Origin of the sequence: Zunongwangia endophytica (assembly GCF_030409505.1) — a bacterium.
Lineage (GTDB): Bacteria > Bacteroidota > Bacteroidia > Flavobacteriales > Flavobacteriaceae > Zunongwangia > Zunongwangia endophytica.
The window spans coordinates 197,863-220,564 of record NZ_JAUFPZ010000002.1 but is presented as its reverse complement, the minus strand read 5'-3'; the positions used below and the strand labels follow the sequence as shown (position 1 = coordinate 220,564).

19 protein-coding genes are annotated in these 22,702 nt (G+C 33.0%); 14 read left to right on the top strand and 5 right to left on the bottom strand.

Going from position 1 to position 22,702, the window contains the following annotated elements; genetic code table 11:
• Nucleotides 1-3 precede the first annotated feature (3 nt).
• The gene (locus QWY91_RS01215; protein WP_290230905.1) at nucleotides 4-3,009 is read right to left on the bottom strand and encodes a SusC/RagA family TonB-linked outer membrane protein; all 3,006 of its coding nucleotides are present in this window, start codon (nucleotides 3,007-3,009) and stop codon (nucleotides 4-6) included.
• Nucleotides 3,010-3,320: 311 nt separating this feature from the next.
• On the opposite strand from QWY91_RS01215, the gene QWY91_RS01210 reads away from it, so the two are divergent.
• From QWY91_RS01210 to QWY91_RS01195, 4 genes are all read left to right on the top strand, one after another.
• A complete protein-coding gene (locus QWY91_RS01210; protein WP_290230902.1) occupies nucleotides 3,321-4,157 on the top strand; it encodes an AraC family transcriptional regulator in 837 nt (278 codons plus the stop codon).
• 154 nt (nucleotides 4,158-4,311) lie between these two features.
• Entirely contained in the window at nucleotides 4,312-4,893 is a 582-nt protein-coding gene (locus QWY91_RS01205) for a Crp/Fnr family transcriptional regulator (protein WP_290230899.1), read from the top strand.
• 84 nt (nucleotides 4,894-4,977) lie between these two features.
• Nucleotides 4,978-6,051, top strand: coding sequence for an SDR family oxidoreductase (locus QWY91_RS01200; protein ID WP_290230896.1), 1,074 nt, complete (start codon nucleotides 4,978-4,980; stop codon nucleotides 6,049-6,051).
• 227 nt (nucleotides 6,052-6,278) lie between these two features.
• Nucleotides 6,279-7,289, top strand: coding sequence for a zinc-dependent alcohol dehydrogenase family protein (locus tag QWY91_RS01195; protein WP_290230894.1), 1,011 nt, complete (start codon nucleotides 6,279-6,281; stop codon nucleotides 7,287-7,289).
• A gap of 94 nt (nucleotides 7,290-7,383) precedes the next feature.
• On the opposite strand, the gene QWY91_RS01190 is transcribed toward QWY91_RS01195, so the two are convergent.
• From QWY91_RS01190 to QWY91_RS01175, 4 genes are all read right to left on the bottom strand, one after another.
• A complete protein-coding gene (locus tag QWY91_RS01190; protein ID WP_290230892.1) occupies nucleotides 7,384-7,782 on the bottom strand; it encodes a type III PLP-dependent enzyme domain-containing protein in 399 nt (132 codons plus the stop codon).
• A gap of 17 nt (nucleotides 7,783-7,799) precedes the next feature.
• The gene (locus QWY91_RS01185; protein WP_290230889.1) at nucleotides 7,800-8,846 is read right to left on the bottom strand and encodes a type III PLP-dependent enzyme domain-containing protein; all 1,047 of its coding nucleotides are present in this window, start codon (nucleotides 8,844-8,846) and stop codon (nucleotides 7,800-7,802) included.
• Nucleotides 8,843-11,647, bottom strand: a complete 2,805-nt coding sequence (gene sbnA, locus QWY91_RS01180) for a 2,3-diaminopropionate biosynthesis protein SbnA (RefSeq protein WP_290230887.1) — start codon at nucleotides 11,645-11,647, stop codon at nucleotides 8,843-8,845. The genes QWY91_RS01185 and sbnA overlap by 4 nt, the downstream gene beginning before the upstream one ends.
• Before the next feature lie 479 nt (nucleotides 11,648-12,126).
• Entirely contained in the window at nucleotides 12,127-12,501 is a 375-nt protein-coding gene (locus QWY91_RS01175; protein WP_290230884.1) for a hypothetical protein, read from the bottom strand.
• 25 nt (nucleotides 12,502-12,526) lie between these two features.
• Here QWY91_RS01175 and QWY91_RS01170 point away from each other — a divergent pair, with 25 nt between their 5' ends.
• The 10 genes from QWY91_RS01170 to QWY91_RS01125 all read left to right on the top strand — a co-directional run bounded on the left by QWY91_RS01170 (nucleotide 12,527) and on the right by QWY91_RS01125 (nucleotide 22,537).
• On the top strand, nucleotides 12,527-13,366 hold the full coding sequence (locus QWY91_RS01170) for a TIR domain-containing protein (RefSeq protein WP_290230881.1): 840 nt from the start codon (nucleotides 12,527-12,529) through the stop codon (nucleotides 13,364-13,366).
• Between the two features lie 148 nt (nucleotides 13,367-13,514).
• On the top strand, nucleotides 13,515-14,213 hold the full coding sequence (locus QWY91_RS01165; RefSeq protein ID WP_290230879.1) for a hypothetical protein: 699 nt from the start codon (nucleotides 13,515-13,517) through the stop codon (nucleotides 14,211-14,213).
• 144 nt (nucleotides 14,214-14,357) lie between these two features.
• Nucleotides 14,358-15,173 (top strand): hypothetical protein, encoded by an 816-nt coding sequence (locus QWY91_RS01160; RefSeq protein WP_290230876.1) that lies wholly within the window; start codon nucleotides 14,358-14,360, stop codon nucleotides 15,171-15,173.
• Between the two features lie 189 nt (nucleotides 15,174-15,362).
• Nucleotides 15,363-15,734 (top strand): transposase, encoded by a 372-nt coding sequence (locus QWY91_RS01155; RefSeq protein ID WP_290230433.1) that lies wholly within the window; start codon nucleotides 15,363-15,365, stop codon nucleotides 15,732-15,734.
• The gene (locus QWY91_RS01150; protein WP_290230874.1) at nucleotides 15,731-16,585 is read left to right on the top strand and encodes an IS3 family transposase; all 855 of its coding nucleotides are present in this window, start codon (nucleotides 15,731-15,733) and stop codon (nucleotides 16,583-16,585) included. The genes QWY91_RS01155 and QWY91_RS01150 overlap by 4 nt, the downstream gene beginning before the upstream one ends.
• Before the next feature lie 105 nt (nucleotides 16,586-16,690).
• On the top strand, nucleotides 16,691-17,146 hold the full coding sequence (locus QWY91_RS01145; protein WP_290230872.1) for a hypothetical protein: 456 nt from the start codon (nucleotides 16,691-16,693) through the stop codon (nucleotides 17,144-17,146).
• A gap of 1,452 nt (nucleotides 17,147-18,598) precedes the next feature.
• A complete protein-coding gene (locus QWY91_RS01140) occupies nucleotides 18,599-19,168 on the top strand; it encodes a peroxiredoxin family protein (protein ID WP_290230870.1) in 570 nt (189 codons plus the stop codon).
• 185 nt (nucleotides 19,169-19,353) lie between these two features.
• Nucleotides 19,354-20,502 (top strand): erythromycin esterase family protein, encoded by a 1,149-nt coding sequence (locus QWY91_RS01135; RefSeq protein ID WP_290230867.1) that lies wholly within the window; start codon nucleotides 19,354-19,356, stop codon nucleotides 20,500-20,502.
• A 150-nt stretch (nucleotides 20,503-20,652) separates the two neighbouring features.
• A complete protein-coding gene (locus QWY91_RS01130) occupies nucleotides 20,653-21,489 on the top strand; it encodes a hypothetical protein (protein ID WP_290230865.1) in 837 nt (278 codons plus the stop codon).
• A gap of 229 nt (nucleotides 21,490-21,718) precedes the next feature.
• Complete coding sequence (locus QWY91_RS01125) at nucleotides 21,719-22,537, top strand: sulfurtransferase (protein ID WP_290230862.1); 819 nt, start codon at nucleotides 21,719-21,721, stop codon at nucleotides 22,535-22,537.
• Nucleotides 22,538-22,702 lie beyond the last annotated feature (165 nt).

Here is a 22,702-nt window from a genome sequence, read left to right as displayed (position 1 = left end):
TTTTTAAAACGTTAAATTGAAACCTAAACTTACATTCTTGGTAATAGGGTATTGCCAAGCCTCAATATTAATCGATTCTGGATCTGTAAGTCCATCACCTTTAAGATTATCCCATGTAAGTAAGTTATATCCACTTAAAGAAATTCTAGCATTCGTTAGACCAACTCCCGTAATCCAGTTTTTTGGTAAATTATAAGCTAGCTCTGCAGAACGAAGTCTTATAAAAGATATATCTCTATAAAACATCGTACTCCTATCCACTATATTTCCTCTATTAAGTGATGGGAAAGTACCATTAGGATTTGTTTCGGGATCATAAGCAGTTTCAAGGAAATATTTTAGTCCGTTATTACCGGGAGCGAAACTATATCTTAGATATTGGGTAGCTCTAGCCTGACCTGCAAAAACAGTGTTTAGTTCAAAGCCTTTATACTCTCCACCTATTTGAAAACCATATTGTATTTGTGGAATATTCGTTAAATCCTGTCTAGTTCTATCGGCATTGTTTATTTCTCCATCCCCGTTAACATCTCTAAAGATAGGGTCGCCAATGCCTCCGCCGTAACCAGGAAGGTTTTCTAATTGCTCTTGTGAAGTATAAATACCTGTATATTCGTAAGCAAGTTCTGCTCTAACAGGGTAACCTTCTGCACTTTGATAATCTTCTGGATATAAACCTTCTTCATCAAGATATACTTGGTTACTCTTAGCATAAGTGAAGTTTCCACCTACATAAAAGCTAAATTCGTTCACTTCTCCCTCGTACATAGCTTCTAACTCTATACCTTTATTGTGTACTTCTCTAATATTTTCATCTGGTAAGCTTAAGCCGGTATAACTAGGTACACTTAAATTTCTTGGACCTAAAATATTATCTCTTACCTCTTTAAATACGTTCGCGCTAAAGTTTAATTTATAGCCGAAAAAACGTGTGTCTATACCTAAATTGTAACTCTTAGATACCTCCCAGGTAATATTTGGGTTTGCTGCAACTCCGGGAAATAAAGCATTAACGTTCTCATTACCAAACACTAATCCTCCGCCTAGAGTATATAAGTTAAGGTATTGAAATTGATCTACTCTATCGTTTCCTAATTCACCATAGGAACCTCTAAGTTTTAGAAAGCTAAGGAAATCGCTGTTTTCTAAAAAAGATTCGTTTGATACAATCCAACCGAGAGTTACCCCTGGAAAAAATCCAAATCTATTATCCTCTTGAAAAATTGAAGATCCATCATATCTGAAGACAAATTCAGCTAAATATTTATCGTCAAAACCATATTTTAAACGTCCAAAGTAATTCTGTCTAGTCAGAAGACTTGCTGAGCCGTTGTTACTTTGTAACTCTGAGTTAGCACTTCCAGCAAATAATTCATCTATTTGATCGGTCTGAAAGCCATTACGTTGCACCCAATATTCAGATCTATCATCTCTATTTTGCTCATAAGCTAAAAGCAAATCAAAATCGTGATCACCAAAATGCTCAATATAGTTTATACTTGCATTTAAAGTAACAGATTTTCTATTTTGAGAATCCAAACGTAGAAATGTATTATTAAAACTTGGTCCACCTCTATATTCTTCAACTACGCCGTCTACTTCCTGATAGTATGAAAACGGTTGATTAAAGTGTTTTCTTTCGTTTCTATAAATATCTACAGCCATCCATCCAGAAACACTTAGTCCATCCAAAAACGGAACAGCGTAGTTCGCTTTAAATGTACCATTGAAAATATTGTTGTCCTGCTTTAAATATCCATTTCCCTGAGCAATAGCCAACGGATTGTTAGCTTCTCGCCCTCGTGCTGGTAATCCATTCACTGTTGCAGGAATATCTGGAGCGGCTCTTAGAGTATTACCGTAAATGGTATTGTTATCGGACTGAAGGAATGAGCGTAAATCCTGTCTTCCTAAAAGATCTAAGCTTAATGTAAGATCCTCAGTAACATTGGCATCTAAATTGGTTCTAAAGTTATATTGCTTAAAACCGCTAGTTTCATCTCCACTAATAAGTCCATCTTGATACGATGTTCCTAAGGATACGAAGTACTTAACTGCTTCGCCACCACCACGGATGGTAAAACTTTGTCGCTCTTGTGAAGAATGTGGCTTATAAACCTCATCAAGCCAATCTGTTGTAGGTGTGGTTCCATCTTCAAAATTCTGAATTTGTTCCTGGCTGTAAACCGCTTCTTGACCACGCTGACTTGAATACGAGTTCACGCTACGCGCATATAATGCACCATCTGCCAATTCTACATCTCGTGTAGGACTTACAAAAGACCGACTATAACTATAATTAATTGTTGGCTTTCCAGACTTACCCCTTTTTGTGGTTATCAATATCACTCCGTTTGCTGCTTGTGCACCATAAATGGCTGCTGATGCATCTTTAAGTACAGAAACACTTTCTATATCATTTGGATCAATTCTGGAAAGATCATCGCGATTAGCCACTCCGTCGATCACATATAAAGGTGTATTGTCTCCTGTAGTACCTAATCCTCTAATCAAGATTCTAGCATCATCATTACCAGGTTCTGAATTATTTTGATTAACAATCAAACCAGGAATTCTTCCTGATAGAGCATTTCCTGCATTAATAACAGGAGTCTGATTTATGCTTTCTCCATCCACCTGTTCGATGGCTCCTGTAACTTTACTCTTCGACTCTGTACCGTATCCAACTACAACAACTTCATCTAAATTTGCTGTTTCAGGTTCCAATTGTACGTTGATCTCAGATCGACTATTTACTGGAAATTCTAAAGTCCTAAATCCAATGTATCTAAACTCTAAAATAGAATTCTCAGAAATCCTAATATTGTAATTTCCATCAAAATCTGTAATTACACCGTTGGATGTTCCCTTTTCAATAACATTGACTCCGGGAATCGGCATTCCATCTTCTGCGCCAGTAACAGTACCTGTGACTGCTATCTCTTGTGCTTGAGCTTTCATCTGAAAAAAGATGAAAAACAAAAATACGAGTAAGTAAATTTTCTTCATAAATTCTAAATAGTTGTGAAATTTTAAGTTTTATTAACAAATAATTATTGCCAAAACTAAGAATAACAGCACTTAGAAATGATCACAAATTTTGCAATCATTTGAACGATATTTGCTTTTTTTAAATAAACTTAAATGAGTTAGTGTATTTTTTACAATAAGATTAAAATAATAGCATCATTTTTCACATAAAAAGTATAATAATAAACACCGCTCTTCTTAACTTGTCCTCAAATTATTACTGGAATCAGTAAAACGGAATTCATCATTCATTAACATAAAGTTTATACATCCCCTTCATCAATTATTTTATGAAAGCGCAATTGCAAAACAATGGACTATATGATAATGTCACATGTATACGTAGAAAGCAGGAAAAAATTCAGGAATCTTGTCACTATCATCCCGAGCTTGAAATTATTTATATTTTAGAAGGTAAAGGAACTAGTCTTATTGGTGACTTTGTAACTAATTTTGATTCTGGCGATTTGTTTATAATTGGTGGAAATTTACCTCACACTTTCAAAAATAAAATTAAAAATTGCTCTAACCCTGAAGTTATCATCCTATATTTTAATGCTAATTTTTTGAAACGTCTCTCGGAATTTGAAACAGATTTTCACTTTCTAAAGGAGATTCTTAGGTTATCACGACTAGGTATAAAATATTCTATTCAACATGATAAAACGATCACTAATCAGCTAATAAATCTTGCAAAACATGGAAATAGTTGCTCATTGCAAGCCTTAGCATTTCTGAACGAATTGCATAAGAGTCAGGAAAACAAAATCATTGGCACTTTAAATTCTATGAATGATGAAAATCATAGAGACGAGAGACTTCAACTAATTACCGACTATACCACCACAAATTTTAAAGAAGATATAAACCTGAACTCTATAGCGTCAATAGTAGGCATGAATAAAAGTGCTTTTTGTAGATTTTTTAAAAATAAAACAGGAAAAACTTACGTTACTTACCTAAATGAGGTTAGAATAAATAAAGCCTGCCAAATCTTAAAATTAAAAAATGCAAGTAATACTATTTCCGTAGCTTGCTTTGAATCTGGATTTAATAACCTCTCCTATTTTAATCGAATCTTCAAAAAATTTATGGGGATTACACCTTCTCAATATTTGTGCGAATAATTTCGAATTTGAATTAAAGCATATATCATTCAATAATCCACGAAAATTAGATATAGTTCCTTCACTACCCATTTTCAATAATAATTCTTCGAAGACATTAATTTATTAATAAAACATAGTACCTTCAAGCTAAAATCTGGCTACAAAATAAATTATGTTTAGTGAACTTTATGACCAACTCGAAGAAAAAATTGAACTAACCGAAAGCGCTAAAAAGAGTATTCCTAATTTCTTTGAAACCCAAAAACTGCAAAAAAAGCAATTCTTATTGCAGGAAGGGCAATATTGTAGAAATTTGGCTTTTGTTGCAAAAGGAGCCTTAAAATCCTATACCATAGACGATAAAGGACAGGAACATATTAGTTTACTGGCTTTAGAAGGTTGGTGGGTATCAGATTTTAAAAGTTTTATAGGGGACGAAAAAGCAATTATGTACATCGATGCTATTGAAGACAGCGACGTGTTATTGATTTCTCGAGCTAACTATGAACAACTTCTCCTCGAAGTACCTTCTATGGAGCGATATTTTAGAATTTTATATCAAAACAGTCTTGTGACAAAAGATAGAAGGTTAATAAGTTCTAATACGCACACTGCAGAAGAAAAATACGCCCATTTCTTAAAGTTACACCCAACAATTTCACAGCGTATTCCGCAGCATTTAATTGCGTCTTATCTTGGTTTATCTCCAGAAACCATTAGCAGAATCAAGAAAAATCTAACTCAAAATAATTGATTCACTCAATTTTGGTTCTTGATTTACATCAATGCACAGCAATCAAATTCAACTTAATTTTGTAATAATTTAGAAAAAGAAATTATGAAAGATATAGCATTAATAGTTGGAGCTAGTGGAATTGCAGGAAGCAATCTTGCGCAAGAGCTACTCGAAAATAACTGGACCACCTACGGTATTACCAGAAGTTCTGATGTAGACCTTAAAGGATTCAAAAATATTAAGGCAGATTTGCTGGATCCAGAAGCCTTAGAGAAAGCTTTAAAAGATGTAAAACCAACTCACGTATTTTTTACCGCCTGGATATTAAAAGATTCAGAAGAAGAAAATATCAAAGTAAATAGTAAGATTGTTAGAAATTTACTAGATGTTTTGTCTCCGAAGAAATCAGTGAAACATGTTGCTTTAGTAACCGGACTTAAACATTATTTAGGGCCGTTTGAAAATTATGCGAAAGAAGGATTTTCACCAGAAACTCCTGTAAGAACAGAACACCCAAGATTAGAATTAAAGAATTTCTATTACGCACAGGAAGATGAAGTTTTTGAAGCGTCTAAACGTGATGGATTCACTTGGAGCGTACACCGCGCACATACGATGATAGGACAGGCTGTTGGAAACTTAATGAATATGGGAACCACATTAGCCGTTTATGCAAGTATCTGTAAAGAACACGGCACACCTTTTATCTGGCCAGGTTCTGAGGCACAATGGAATGGAATTTCTGATGTTACTGATGCTAATATTTTAGCCAAACAATTTGTATGGGCTGCTACTACTCCTGAGGCAGAAAATGAAGCCTTTAATATTGTAAATGGTGACGTATTCCGTTGGAGTTGGCTGTGGAAAGAGATAGCAGATTATTTTGGTGTTGAATATCAGGGTTATGTTGAAAACAACAAAACGCTTGAGGAAATGATGAAAAATGATGAAGACATTTGGAAACAAATTGCCGAGCAATACGAATTAGTGGAATCTGAGTTAAAGAAACTAGCTTCTCCCTGGCATACAGATCTGGATTTGGGAAGACCAATAGAAGTGATGACAAATATGGCCAAAAGCCGTAAACTAGGATTTAAAGAATATCAAGATACTAGAGAATCATTCTTTAACTTGTTCGATCAGCTAAAAGAACAGAAGATCATTCCAGCTAAATAAAGTTAATAATTGAATCTTATAATTATCAACGGTTTGAGTCTCTACTCAAACCGTTTTTGTTTGCAGTATGTGGTATAACTCCGAAGTCTATCACAATCTAAATCCAGTAATTTTTGCCTTACAAATCAGGGTGAAATTTTAAAATTATCTAAACATAATGTTATTTATGTCAAACTCTTTGTTTCGGCAAATTTTATTGATGAGATTGAATCTTAAAAATAAGAGTTATGAGTAACAAAGAGAATAAGACCGAAGTTGTAAGATTTCACGAAACTGGTTCAGCTGATGTATTAAAGATTGAAGAAATCGACTTACAAGAGCCTAAAGAAAACGAGGTAAGAATAAAGGTAAAAGCTCTTGGACTGAATCGCGCTGAAGTAGCCTACAGAAGCGGACAATATTTAGAAAATCCTAGATTCCCATCTTTAATCGGTTATGAAGCCAGTGGTATTGTTGATGCTGTAGGAAGCAAAGTTTCAAGCGTAGCTGTGGGTGATAAAGTGAGTACTATTCCTTCCTTTTCTATGAATGATTACGGAACTTATGGAGAAACAGCCATTTTACCAGAACATGCAGTTAGCCACTATCCTGATAATCTTTCACCAGAAGAAGCTACCGCGATATGGATGCCATTTATTACCGCTTACGGCGGAATTATAACCAACGGTGAAATTGCTAAAGATGATGCTGTCCTTATCACCGCAGCAAGTAGTAGTGTAGGATTTGCTACCATCGCCTTAACAAAGTTAAAAGGAGGTATTGCAATTGCCACCACTAGAAAAGAAGAGAAAAAACAGCAATTATTAGATGCAGGCGCCGATCATGTGATTGTTACTGATGATGAGGATCTAGTGGAAAGAGTGATGGAAATCACGAATAACAACGGTGCCAATATTATATTTGATCCTATTAGTGGTCCTATAATTGAAACATTAGCTAAAGCTGCTGCACCATTAGGTAGAATCGTTGAGTATGGATCTTTATCTAGTGAATCCGCAAAATTTCCGTTTGGTCAAATGCTTCAAAAGCGATTAACAATTCAAGGGTATATTTTAATGGATATTACCACAAATCCAGAAAAATTAAAGCCGGCTAAGAAATTTATTTTCGAAGCATTAGAGAAAGGAAAACTGAAACCTACAATCGACAATACGTTCGATTTTGAAGATATCAAAAAAGCCCATGAATACATGGAATCTAATCAGCAACTTGGTAAAATTATAGTTAAGCTGAATTAAATATAAACTGAAGAATTTTTTAAAAGGCAATGATCAAAATTCGCTATTTTCATTGCCTATTTTATTTTGAAGTAGAGTATGAATTCAGAAAAAATTATCCATCTGCATCTAACTTGAAATTAGAAGATGCTACGGCATTTGAAGTTTCAGTATAAACCAAATTAGGTGCAAGTTCAAAAAGATGTGCCTGGGTTTCAAAAAAGTGCATCATATAACCCGCAGTATTTACAAAAACCACGATATCATCAATTTCAGGAAGTTTTGGTAGTGTTACTTTTCGTTTTAATAGAACATCTCTCTCTAAACAATAGGCTCCGGTAAAATAAACTTCTACAGATTTATCTTCTGTTTTATTTTCATCTAAATTAGCATACATCACATAGGGATCCAGCATAAAATCGGCACTAGAACTCATCATCTGGCTCATATTCATTTCTAAACCAATTAACCACTGCCCTTTCGCATCTTTTTTTCGATGAACTACTTTTGCCATGGTAATACCAGATTGGTTTACCAAAGATCTTCCGGTTCTATTCGTATTTCTATATTTTCCTTTTTAAGTAAAGAAGCTACGGAATTCCCTTTTTGATTTGAATATTTTAAAATCTTATCCAGAAATTTATCTGAATTGATTTCGTTAAAATAAGGATAGGTTTTTCTTTCCCCTTTTATAATTCCGTCTTCTAATCTATAACCCAATCCATTTTTATTGAAGGTAACTGGAGAAATTTCTCCTTTTAAGCTTTGTTCTAATCTCGTATCAAAATCCAGCCATTCTTCTTTATGTTTCAGGTAGTTAATTAAAATTCCTCCACCCATATCAATAAATCGAAATGAAAAATCATGCTCTTTCAACCTTTGCGTTAATTTTATACATTGCAATAAAGCTTCACTTCTTTGCTGGGTAGAATAGCCATCTAAATGAAAATGCAAGCCTTCTACTTTGAAATTATTATAGGCTTTACCTTCACCAACATGGTTAATCAGGTATTCTTCAATTTTATCGATATCGAAGCCAAAACGACTATAGAGTTTACTTCCCTCGACATGAAAGCCACTTAAACGAAAAGCTACACGAGCTTTCTTATTATTTTTTTCAGCTATATTATTAACCAAAATGCATTCATCATCGTTATCTAATACGATCGGAACATTATTCTGAATCGCAATTTCGATTTGCCTTTTAGTTTTGATTGCTGAAGTTAATACCAAATGCTCCCCATCTCCACCAAGTTGAAGGGATTGTAAAAGTTCCCGCTCACTAGCGGTATCTACTCCAATGTTTTCTTTGAAAGCCTGTTTTACAAATGCCTTAGCTTTGTTGGCTTTTCTAGCGTAGAAAATTCCATACTTCACCTCATTGCTCTCAAAAACTTCTTTAAATTTTATACAATTTTGAGTAAAAGAAGCAGGATTAAGAATGTTTAGCGGAGAGCCAAACTTTGTGAAAAGCTCATTTATCACTTTTGGATGACTCATAATTTCTTGCATCCATTGCGATGTAATTGGCGTTAATCCTTTTTCCTGATTTCCCTTGATATACTTACTATTTATCATTTAATATTATTAGAATTTGAAATATTTTTTTTGAAATGATGTATTACATTTTTTGCCCAGATTGATGAAAAATCATTTCGGTTTCTGGATAGCGTATCATTATCGAAAGTAACACCTTCAGTAGGTGTGCCATAAATCGTAATATTATCTATACATTTTCCATCAATATTTATTGGATGTCCTTCCTTCGTGAGGTCTAACCCTCCGGTTTCGTAATTTCCGGTTTCATCTGTATTCTGAAATAATTGCATTTTGTTCTCTCCAAAAAGATTTCTAAAAAGTAAAGAAGACTGTGAAGGGATTTTCATTTTAGGAATTCGTGCATCGATATGATAATCTACGATTGAAGTATTATCTGCTTCCGAAGAGAAATTTGATAATTCAAACTTTCCATATTGAAGTTCTTTGACTTCCGGAGATTTAGCAAATGAGAAATCTAAAATTACGGCTTTAATTAAAGCTAAAACTTTATACATATTCTCTAGCGGTGGCCCGTAACTAATTCGGTTAAAAAATGGAGCGTATTGATGATCAAAAATTTGGTGAGACCTCGCTGTTAATCCTCCAAAACTATACAGTTCATTAAAAATCGGACTTATATCGTGCCATGCGCTAATTGCTGCAAGTAACGGACTTTTTACTCCGAAAGATACCATTGATATGGTTTCTTCTAAAATCTTTGCTACATCCTCAGTATTAGTGGTTTCAGAATTTAAAAAAGGTGATTGTAATTCTTCAAATGAAAATCGCTTTTCCGACGGATATTTTTTGTGAAAAATTTCAATTTCTTCCAGCATTTCAGAAAAACCTAAAGTTTCCTTCAAATTTTCATCTAAATTTCTGAAAGCTAACTTATAGTATCTATAAGTAAATTCTTGCCTGATTAAAAGTAGTAGTTCTTCTGAAAAATCGAATTTATGAGCGAAATTTTTTCGAATATTATTTAATTTTTCTGAAGTAAAAAAACGTAACTTGGGAACCTTAGGCATCTCTCCTACTCTTGGAATCATCAAAGCACCAGACCTCGAATATGGATAAATAATAGCAGGTTCGTTTCCTAAAGGCAAATATTGCATGTTTTCACCGTCACCATTAAAACGACCTCCTCTTCCTTCAGTTAAAGCTAAAGCAGCATCTATAAAAGTTAATCCCATTCCTTTAATCGCTACAATCGAATTTGATTGAATTCCGGCTAATTTTTTTTCAACAGGATATACAAAATCAATATTTGAAGAATTTCCTTTGTTTTCTGAAACCTCGCTACGATTTCCCGCATGACCTGTAGTTAGTAGTACATTATGGACTTTTACGAGCGTTTTATCCTTTGATTCAGAACGTGTTTCTAGTTGTAGCAGTCCCTCGTTTTCCGTAATATTGATAACTTCCTGGATACGACGATGTATCTTAATATTTTCTGGAGCTGAAGAAATTAGATCTTCCAAACTGGCGCTGAGATATTCACCTACCATTTTACGAGATGAAAATTTATCTTTTAACTGATTTTCATCAATTCCAGTAGATGCGCTAAGCCATTGCACATAACTGCCCGTATTATTAATCGATTCTGGTTGCTTATGCGAGCGAACATCAATTTTAGTATTCGCGAAATTCATTTTCAAAAAATCTGGCTGATCCATTCGATATACATCACCAGCACCAAAATACTGGTTATTATTATAAAGATGAATATTTACTGTTTCCTGAACATTTTCACTTTTTAAATGAGCTAGCAAACGTTCCAGACCGTACAAGCCTTTAGGCCCAAGCCCTACAATAGCTACATTATATTCTGATGAAGGTTTTATTTTCCATCCACCAACGGGCGTTAAAGCATCATAGGCGCCCGGTATATTGTTTAGTAACCATTCTTGATTAAATATAGTATCTAAATATCTGCTTCCGCCATCACTTAGTATAAACGCACAACGTGAACCTTCTTCCATCTGGTGCTCGTATTTCTGAAATGCCTTTATAATCGCTCCCGAAGAGCCGCCCACAAGAATACTTTCTTTTTCTAGTAATTCCCAGCAGCCTACAGCACATTCCAGATCATTTACCTTTACAAAATCATGGATATAATCTTCATTTAAAAATTGAGAATTTACACCCGCACCGTGGCCAGGTATTTTTCGGGTTCCAGCTTCACCTCCAAAGAGCACACTTCCAACTGCATCTACAGCTATAATTTTTGTATTTGGATGATTGGCTTTAATATAATCTGCACATCCCATTAAGGTTCCGCAAGTACTTGTAGCTACAAAAAGATAATCTAATCTTCCATCTAAAGCTTCATAGATTTCTTTTGTAGTTTGATAGTGCGTTTTGGGATTATCCAGATTCCCGTATTGATTACTCCAAAAGCTATTTTTCGTCGTTTTAAGCAACTCTTTTACCTTTGCTAAGCGAGCACCTAAAAATCCACCCTCTTCTAAAGGTTCGGTAACCATCTCTATAGTTGTTCCATAGGTTTCTAACAACTGCGAAGTGAGTTTATTTAATTTAGGATCTACAACAACGATCAATTTTAATCCCATAACTAAACATGCCTGGGCTAGACCAATCGCCATATTGCCAGAGCTGGACTCAATAACCGTGTCTCCTTTACGTAATTCTCCGGCTTCCATTGCTTTCTGGAGAATATTATAAGAAGTTCTAGCTTTTACACTTCCGCTAGGATTAAAACTTTCTAATTTGCCATATACTTCGACTTTAGAATCAAAAAAAATATTCTTCAATCGTACTAGTGGCGTATCTCCTATAGTTTCTAAAATAGAATTAGAAACCTGAAGTTTATCTTTCAAGCTTACGTTCAAATTCAACAAGATTGGATTAATTAGAGAATAAATTTAAATACATTTATTCAGGAGAAAATTCATATTAGTTAAACAATAACATATTTGGCATAATTATAACATATGAAAGCTTTTTGATTTCAGGATTTAAGTCTTGAAAAAATTAAAAATAGTTCCGAAGGTCTTTGCTTATGAATATTTGTTCTGAGAAGAATAAAAGTGATAATACTTTAGTGATTTTCTTCTATCGAAGGATTAACAAATACTGCATTATAAGATCTGAAGTCTATATCAAATCCCATTAACAGCTTGCTCTTGAATGTATTTATTCTAAATTCTATTTAATAACCAATAATTCTTATGAAAAGCACTTTTAGCTTGCAAAAGCTAATGAATATACTTCTCGCTGATATAATAATTATTCATTTTATCTAATTTCAATTTGTTTTAACGCTTTACAAACAAGTATCATTCTTCGCTATTTTAATTTAAAAGGATGGCCAAGTATCTGTCCTAAAAGGTGAGGCCGGCAGGCCTTCTTTATTATATAAATTTGCTTTATCTGGATTGTCTGCCCAGCCATATCGAACCGCTACAGGTTTTTTAATATCGGGACTAAAAACCATTATTTTATCTCCTTTAAGTGTAGCTTCTGCCCAAACAAAGTTCTGATCTTTTCCTGCAATGGCAAAACCTCCTAATTTGTTTCCGTCTTTTATTTGCAGGCCACTGCCTACATTCTCGAAACTAAGGATGATAGTGTCGCTTTTAATTACTGAAGATTTATAAATTGGCCCAGAGCCTACAACTGAAGTTTCCCCGTAAGCAGTATGTTTTGCAGCCCTGGCCAATCGATCTGCCACCGTATTTATAAGTTGGTCGGGAGAATTGTCTCGAGATATAGCTGAAATTTTAAGACAATGGATTCCTGGAGTAATACAGGCAGCAAAACCCTATTATTCACCTGATGACATAACAAAAGGAACTAGATGGAATTCAGAAATATCAAAAGAACTTGATGCGTCTAAAGTTGGTATTATTTGTCTGACAAAGGACAATTTAAATAGTCCTTGGATAATGTTTGAGGCAGGTGCTCTATCAAAAAACCTTGAAAAATCAAAAGTCTGCCCTATACTTTTCGGAATTGAACCGTCAGATATTAAAGGTCCATTAATACAATTTCAGGCTTCTAAATTTTCAAAAAAGGAAATCAAAAGAGTTACCAAAATGATTAATGAAGAATTATCGGATTCTTCATTGTCAAACGATGTATTGGAAAATGTATTTGATATGTGGTGGCCAAGATTAGAAGAACAAATTAATGGAGCTTTAGAGAAAGCAAGAACTGTAAAAGATAAAGATTTAAGAAGCGAAAGGGATTTACTAGAAGAAATTTTATCGCTTTCAAGAAGTTTATCTATCAGTCGAAAGCGAAGAAATGATGATTTTATACATCCGGGAGCCATAGAGGACATAATTGACACGATTGAAAATTTAACAAATTTAGCGACTGAACAGAGTAATTCAGTCATCTTAGATTCTTTAGAAAAATTTAGACCGCCACTTGATTACATTATTGATAGATTAGAAGAATTTGTTGGGTCCAGAAGAACAAATTTGATTAGAGAAAAATGGTCTAATATAGAATTTGAAAGATTTACTTCAAACAAAAGAAATATTTTTCGAAAATCCCCTTTACCACCACCTCCTTCTACAAAAAATAACTAATGGCAACAATGGCTATAAGTAATTGCTTGTTCTCGTCTACTTCTGAAAATCCTCGCGGATTTTCAGTTTGGTGTGTACTTGCAAAGTTAAGTGCTAACCCACGCAACTACTCATAGCCGAGACCGTTGGCGGTAATTTAAAAAAACAAGTGAAGTACATAATAATAGGCATAATTGCAATAGTAATTATTTTAATTCTTTTCAATCAGTTTGGAGGGAAAAAGGAAGACAATTTAATTAGTCAAAACACTAATAGTTTTGGGATTAAAGAAAATACCGCTGAACAAGAAAAATCGACCCTCGGAAAAATAAAGAAAATAAATAGCGAAGATTACGACAGATTTATACTTACAAAAAGCACAACTGAAAGTTACATTCTCAAAGGAATTAAAGAATATGGAGAACTTTCAGGAAATGAAGAATATAAAATATACAGTTTCGGAATTGCAGAATACGGAGATTGGAAAATAATCAAAGTTGACCAATCGATTAGCTTTTACGTTTATCACAATCTTGTTGGTTGGTTAAGTGGATATGAGGAAAACACAGCGATTCCCGAACATTCAATTGGATTTTCTAAAAATAAATCTGATTCACAAGAAGATTACTTATTCTTTTTAGACCCTGAAAACGAATATGGAGACACGCAAATCGGAACTTTTAGAAACGGAAAATCATTTTCAATCTATTTACCAGAAGCTTATGAAGAATATGGAAATTTGACCATTAAAAAAGAAATTCAAGTTTCAATGAAAGAAAATGTGGACTATATTTCTAAACAGGGATTTAATATTTCGGACATTGAATCTTTGAAAGATACTGAACACAAAATAAAAATGAACGACTAAAAAACTACCGCCAACAATGGCTATAAGTAATTGCTTGTTCTCGCATACTTGTGAAAGTCCTCACGGGTTTCCTATCTGCTATTTATTTGCTAAATTAGGTGCTAAACTACGCAACTACTCATAGCCTAACCCGTTACCCAACATTTGAGAAAAACGATTTTCATATTAAACTTTATTTTCAGCACATTAATTTTTGCTCAAAATCCTGAATCATCTACTCTGTATGAAAAAGAGTATTATGATTTACTAAACTACATTCCAAAAAATCTAGAAACTGATTCTATTCATAAATTGGAAAATCCAATTTTAAAAGGTAGCTTAAATACAATTGGGAGTCTAAAACTTTACAACGGATTTAGAGAAGATTTTAAATTATCAGATAATGACAAAAATTGGCTGGAAAATAGAATTGACCAAATCGCAACCGAATTATTTGTTGATGGAAAAAGAATTTTGATAAGTGCAGTTGGTGGATATTCTGGTTGTCCAGACAAGATGATTGACACTTTCAGATTAGAAGATATTGAGATTACCAACCTAAAGTTTTGCCATACCTGTACTGACTTTTATCGAGACGAAAATTTCATTGAAAGATTTAATAACAAAATGTATTCTTTAATGAAAATTGAACCACCGAATGGAAAAACGCATAGATTCTATGGGAAATTTAGTGGGTATAGAAAGAATAATAGCGGAATTGAATTAATTCTGGCTAAAGACAGAACATTTAGATTTTGGAAAAGAAAAGGACACGGTTCTGATTTTACCGAAGGGTTTTGGAAAAATAAAAATGATACGCTGATTTTAAACTCGAAAACTCTGAACAGAACAGATAGTTTGACTTTTGCATTGTCAAGTGCAAAATGGATTGAATTTAAAGATTTAGAATTTCGATTAAAAAAAGAAAAACTGACTGAATTAAATGGCGGAAATCGGAAATTAAAACAAAAAGATGAATAAAAAACGTTGGGTAACACCGTGTATAATTAATTGCTTTGGTCGTTGCCTACTTGGAAAATTCCTTCGGAATTTTCTCGCGTTCGTTTTTGTTTACTAAATTAGTTGCTGAAACACGCAACTAATCATACACAATCACGTTAGCATACATTATGACTCGTCCTGAATAAAGGCTACATAATTTCAAACATTATGTATAAAAATGACAGAGTAATCAGACGGTATTCCGAATCGTTCAAACTAAAAATTTTAGACGAACTTACGGCAGGAAAATTAAACAAGTATCAACTAGGTAAAGCTTACGGTATTGCTCCAACAACCATAAACGAGTGGATCAGGAAATATAACCGTAAAGACCTTATGAACACCAGAGTGACTGTGAAAACAAAAGATGAGATTACACGCATCAAACAGCTTCAAAAAGAAATTGAACAGCTGAAGAAACTTCTTTTGAAAAAGGATATAGACGCCCTTATAGAAGATTCTTATCTTGAAGTGGCAGCAGAACAGCTGGGCTATAAATCAGTGCTTGAACTTAAAAAAAAACTAAGTATCAAGCCTTGATCAAAGCAAAAGAGAACGCTAAAGGATCTGCTACTCTTTCAGCTATAACAGCTTGTTTTGGCCTTAAACGGGATGCATACTACAAATACAAAAGTAGAGAGGACAAACGTTTGAAAATAGAGAAAAAAGTTATTGATATAGTCAAGAAAAAGCGCAGATCACTTCCCAGAGAAGGGGTTAGAAAACTTGCCAGATCACTGAGCAAAGAGTTTACAAATGCCGATTTAAAAATAGGCAGGGATACCTTATTCAACATTCTTAGAAAACACAATATGCTGACACTTAGAAAAAAATACAGCTCTAGAACAACGAACTCATTACACAGGTTCTACAAGTATAAGAATATCATTAAAGATGTAGAAACAACTAGATCAAACCAAATCTGGGTGAGCGATATCACTTATATCAGAACTATAAAAGGCTTTTGTTACCTAGCACTCATTACAGATATGCATAGTCGCAAAATTGTCGGCTATGACATCAGCAATAGCCTAGAACTAAAAGGCTGTGTAAGAGCTTTGAACAAAGCCTTATATCAAGCTAAAGATATTGACGCACTTATACACCATTCTGACAGAGGTATCCAGTATTGCAGCAATGTATACACACAGATCCTTAAAAGAAATAATATAGGAATCAGTATGACCGAAGAGAACCATTGCTACGAAAACGCGATGGCAGAACGTGTAAATGGCATATTAAAAGACGAGTTCTATCTCGACCAGACCTTTGATAGTCTACAACACGCTAAGAGGGCTACAGAAAATGCAATTAATTTGTATAATGAAATAAGATTACATTTATCTTTAGACTATCAAACACCAAATATGGTTTATAAATTAACAGCTTAAATCAATTTTAACCTGTAGCCATATTTTAGGACTAGACATTAATAAAATAAAAATAAAGATACGGACAAATACCAAAAACAAAAAAAGACTTTATAAAAAAATTAAATGAATCTTTTGGAAACATACTTTTACATAATTATTGTATTATATCAACTCTTTAGTCTTTTTATTGTGACGACCAGTGAAGATTTAAAAGAGAATAAATATTTTAATAAATATTTTAAAATAACAATAATAATAGGTCCATTAGGGTTAATATTTGAATTATTTAATTGGATCTATTTGTGTAAATACAATTGTATTTTATTGACATTCTCACCTTTAATTACTTTACTAACTTCTAAAGGAATTATATCATTTTGTGAAAAAATAATTAATAAAGAAGGTTTTGCTGTGGGCATTAGAGGCGTTCTATTAGATGGAATTTGGGTTAAAAATAAATGTAGTTCAAAAAGCGTATTCGATCAATTGTATAATGCTATATACAGTTTAAGCTTATCAATTATTCCCTATTTAATTATTGAAGGAACATTCGACCTTATTGAAAAAAACGTATGCTAACAATGTATAAAAATAATAGCGGTTTAATCGCTAAAACAAAGATAAATAAATATAAAAAAGGTCTGTGTTTAACCGAAAAGTTAGTGCGTGAAAATCCGCTACAATTCTTATACTAGACAGTTACCCAAAATAGCTCCTGACAAAATCGACCGAAGAAAATTTATAATCAAAATTAGTAAAATTCAGAGTAAATTATTTTAGAAACTCAAGAAATAATCAAGCAATCAAATATTGCGCTGAAATTAATTTAAATGAAAATTCTAATTTAAAAAACTAAGCAACACCGCGGACAAGTAATTAAAAAATATTAGTGAAATTGTAAAATCTGGCTGGTATTTTTTGGGATATAGAGCACTACGGAAAACTAATAATTAAAATAACTTCAATTTAAAATTCAAACTTAAAAAGCTAATGCTGCGCGGAACCAATCTCTCTCCGATTTAAATTAGAAAAATTCAACTTAAAATTTAATCCCACGATGGAGAAACTTCAAATTGTAAAATTCTATTATCAATTTGGACGTTCAAAAACCTCTCTCCTACTCTAAAAAATTTAAGAATTAAAATCACATCTAAACCGATATTCGATAAATCTGACAACATTTTAAAAAAGGATAAGAACAAAACCAATCAAAGTGTGTCGCTACATTGGGTAACATCGGTTATAATTAATTGCGGCGGAATTTTCTACTGAAAATTCCAGGAATATTTGCTAAATTACAGCCGTAACCGAAAAGTCCTAGCGGACTTTTCCGCAACAAATCATAACCGGAGCCGTTGTGAGCAATAAGCGCGGCTTTTACACCAAAAGGAGTATTTTCTAGAATCAATAAAGGACGTAGCCTTGCGTAAGTGTGATAGTTGGGGAATGGCAATTCCTCAACCCAGGCTTTTCGATGAGATCGTATGAAAGTGCACTTTCAAATACGAGCGAACTCGTATAAAAGCCTGAGTTAAGGTAATGGATTTTTTTGACAAAATCAAGTACCTTAATCACAATGGAGCAAGGCTACGGACTCCCCTATCTTACTTTGATCCTAGAATTTTGGCAATAACTGCGCATATCAGTCCCGACCTTGATAATGAGCAATTATTGTCAAAAACATACCCTTTAAATGATTGCGCCGCGCTTACTCCGTAATTTTTTGAATAATTGAAATAGACTAACATAATGATCTTTAAAAGGTCGCTGCTAAGGACAGTTCAAAAAATTACTGCACACAACAGCGGATCATCGAAAATAGCCAAATGGAGGTCTATTGGAAAAGTTTTAGTATTTTTACTCTAAACAGTGATAACAGACTAGCCAGTAATTAAATGGCTACTTTCGATATCCGCAGACGTTGTACACCATTATTTAGATTAACATTTTTAATTATATTAAAGTAAAATCTGGTATTTAGTAAAAGCTCAAACACTTATGAGATGTATAAATAGAAATTTAATTTTGCTTATGATCATTGCTATAGTTTTAGGGTCTTGCAAAGAAAAAGAGAAACGAGATTTAAATGAAAGAATTAATACTAAACGTCACTCAGATTCTTTGATGAAAACTAACTTAGCTTCAAAAATTAATTTTACCGATACGATTAAAAAAGCATTTAAGGGAACAATAGCTCCAGATTTTAAATTAGAAACGGTATCTGGTTCAGAATTTCAACTAAGTTCGATAGAAGACAAAATTATCATTTTAGATTTTTGGGGGTCTTGGTGTGTTCCTTGTTTAAGGGATTTTCCAAAAATGAAAGAATACTACAATAGATATAAAAGCAAAATAGAGATTATTGGTATAACTAATTTAGATAGTAAAAAGAACTGGAAATTATCAGTTAAAAAACATAAATTAGAATGGATTAATGTAATTAATGAGGGAACCAGTGATCCAGATTTAACTTACATATATGGAGTTGAAAGTTTTCCTACAAAATTCATTCTTGATAAAGACCGGAAGATAATTGGCATATATGGAACAACAGATGATTTCTATACAAAAATTGATGAATTAATTAGAAATTCGGAATAGCAGTTAATTTGAAAAATTAAATTTCTAACTTAATATAAGGTTGAAGGTCAATAACGGTGTACAACAACGGTTAATCGCCAATAGCCGGTAGCGTTAGTAAGAAAATAATTAACTTGACCCACAAACCAATACTAAGCCGACAAATCCGCGTGACCTACTCCGCCAACTGGCGATAACCGAAACCGTTGGCAAGAATATCTATGAAAAACAGAATTACAATTTTAATTTTTTTAATCAGTTTTAGTAAAATTTCCTTTGCACAAATTGAGAAGCATATTTATCAAATGAATTCCATTGATAAATTATTAACTGAAGATGTAAAAAATATAGTCTCAGAAAATATTGATGGAAAAAGAATAGTATTCTTAGGAGAGTCAGCGCACCACATTGGATCGGATTTTTTAGCAAAAACTGAGTTTGTAAAATATCTCGTTAATGAAAGAGGCTATAAAAACATTGTTTTTGAGAGTGACTTTTTTGGATTGTATTTTGACCATAAGAAATATAATATTTTCCCACATTGGACAAGGTCTGTACAATGCCAGGATTTATTCAAATTTGTGGAAGAAAATGAGATAACCATTTGGGGACTAGACAATCAAACTCACTCATACTTTACTTATCATAATTTTGCAAAGAAATTAAGTGAGTATTTAAAGCAAAATAATATTTCGGTGAGTGATAGATTTATTCCATTAACGGATAAATTCATCAAAACGGCAGGAGACGAATTAGGGAAAGATGAAGTCGGCTATCTTCTAGGCAGCTTAGATTTATTATTATCAAATGAGAAAATTAATCCACTTTGGCACCAGTTTTTAGAAAGTTTTAAAAGCACTGTTGAGATTTATACAATTCATAGTAGTAAGAAAGAAGGTATTCCAATTAGAGATGAACAAATGGCAAAAAATTTAGATTTTCTAGTTAATCAAAATCCAGAAAAAAAATTTATAGTTTGGGTTGCAAATGCTCATATGGCAAAAGTTGAAAAAGACTTTATGGAAGGTCAAACTATGGGAAGCGATTTTGTGAAAATGAATCCGAATATTTCTTATCACCTTGCTTTCACCTATATACATATGCCGTGGATTAAAGAAAGAAAAGTAGAAAAAGCCCAAAAGAACCAAGATAATCTTCTCCGTTACCTACCAGATACCAATCAAAATTATTTCATTGATTCGAACGGATTGATAGAAGAAAATATAGAATTTTCAAATAAAGAATATGATGCCTTTTTCGGATTAAATAGCGATATAACAAATTACTTTAAACAATTTGATGCTTTAATATATATTGGAAAAGGTATTCGGTCTAAATTAATTGAGTATGAGTAAGAAGATACTCTTGCCAACAACGATTAATCGCAAATAACGGGTATTGCCAAAAAAGTGTAATTTTAGATCCAAGGAAAGAAACTAACTAAACCGACAACCCCGTGTTCCTACTCCCGCAACTTGCGATAATAGGGGACGTTGCCCACAATTATGAAAAAACTACTACTTCCATTTATATTAATTGTTTTTACCGCAAATGCACAGCAAAGAGAAACCGTTGATTTGAAATGGAAAATTGCTGATACTTTGACTTACAAAACTGTAATGCAAGATGTGATTCTTGAGAAAAGTAAAGAACAAACCGAAAATGATTCGATTGCCGAAAAGATGAGCGGAATGTTTAAAGCAATGCAAGAGCAATTGAGCGACTTGAAATATGAAACAAAACTATTTCCTGACAAAAACGGAAATGTGGACATTGCAATGATGCTCAAAAAGAACAAAACAGATACAACCGAAACTTTATTTTCAGGAATGGCTAAAATGACCGGAAATATAGTTTTAAGAGGAAAAGTAAGTCCACAAGGAGAATTATTGAGCTTTTACTACAAAAGTGCTCAAAACAATTTGATTTCGATATTATTTGAACTTCCGACTAAACCGGTTGCAATTGGAGATGAATGGGATTTGAAAGTTGATATGATTTCGATGGACCAAAACTTTAAAGCGGACACTCTTTACAAGAAAAACGTGGTTAGACTTAAAGACATCAAAAGGAATAACGGAAATAAGATTGCTGTTATCGAATATGATATTGAAGAATTCGTTTCTGGAGATTTCGGGAATGGAATGATGGCGATGTTTTCAAAAGATAAAGCTGATAAAAAAACATTTATGAGAATGTCCCACAAAGCAACAGCTGAATTTGATTTAGAAAAAGGATATTGGATATCATATGACGGAATTATGGACGTTGAGACTAATTTTTCGCTTATGGGAATGAGTGGAAATAAACGAACTGAATTTAAACTTACACCTGAAAAATAACTGTGGGCAACAACGTATATAGCTCATAGCTAATCAGTTGCTTAAATGATGTAAAGGCATATTTGGAAAGTCGCCAAATTTTTAAATTTGACGATTTCCAATAAAAAAGATAAATAGTTAAATTTAAAAATCTGGCTTGTGCTTAATCCGAAAATAATTTTCTAATTTACATGCTACGAGCCATATACAGAGACGTTACCCAAAATTATAAACCAAGTTTTCGTTGCTAATGAAAAATCCGATTTTAAGCGTTGATGAGTTAAATGAAATTTTAGCAAATGAAAATATTATAATATTAGATTGTAGCACGGAATCTAATAAAGCAGGACTTCAATCAGATTTTGAAAAAATTAAGATCAAAGGAGCGAGATATTTTGACCTTAAAAATGATTTTAGAGACTCTGAATCCATTTTTCCCAACACGCTACCTAATCCTGAGCAATTTCAAATTAACAGCAGGAAATTAGGTATTAATGACTCAAGCAAAATAATATTGTATGATAATTTAGGTGTTTACCATAGTCCAAGAGTTTGGTGGATGTTTAAAATTATGGGTCATAAAGATGTTTCGGTTCTTAATGGAGGATTACCAGAATGGATTAAAAGAAAATTTCCAACTCAACAAGAATATGATTTGGAATTTAATGAAGGAAATTTTAAATCCGACTTCCAGTATTATATGATTTCAGATCTAAATTTTATAAAACAGAATTTAGAAAATGATGAAATATTAGTAATTGACGCAAGAAATTCTAAACGATTTAATAGTTTAGAACCAGAGCCGAGAAAAAACCTTAGAAGTGGAAACATACCAAATTCAATAAATATTCCTTTTGAAAAAGTTCTAAATAATGGGAAATTTAAAGAACCAGAGAATTTGAAATTAGTATTTAAAAACATTAATGCAACTTCTACGAAATTGATCTTTAGTTGTGGATCAGGAGTAACAGCTTGCATCGTTTATTTAGCGAGTGAATTAGTACTAGAAAACAAAAAGTCTTTATACGATGGTTCCTGGACTGAATGGGGAACTTTGGAGAAAATCTAAATATTATAACTTTGGGTAACAACGATTCATCGCAAATAACGGGTATTGCCGAAAAAGTGTAATTTAGAAAACCAATAAATAAAACGGTAAGCCGACAACTCCGCATCCTTACTCCCGTGACTTGCGATAATCGAAACCGTTGTGGGCAATTTAAAAAAACATTCA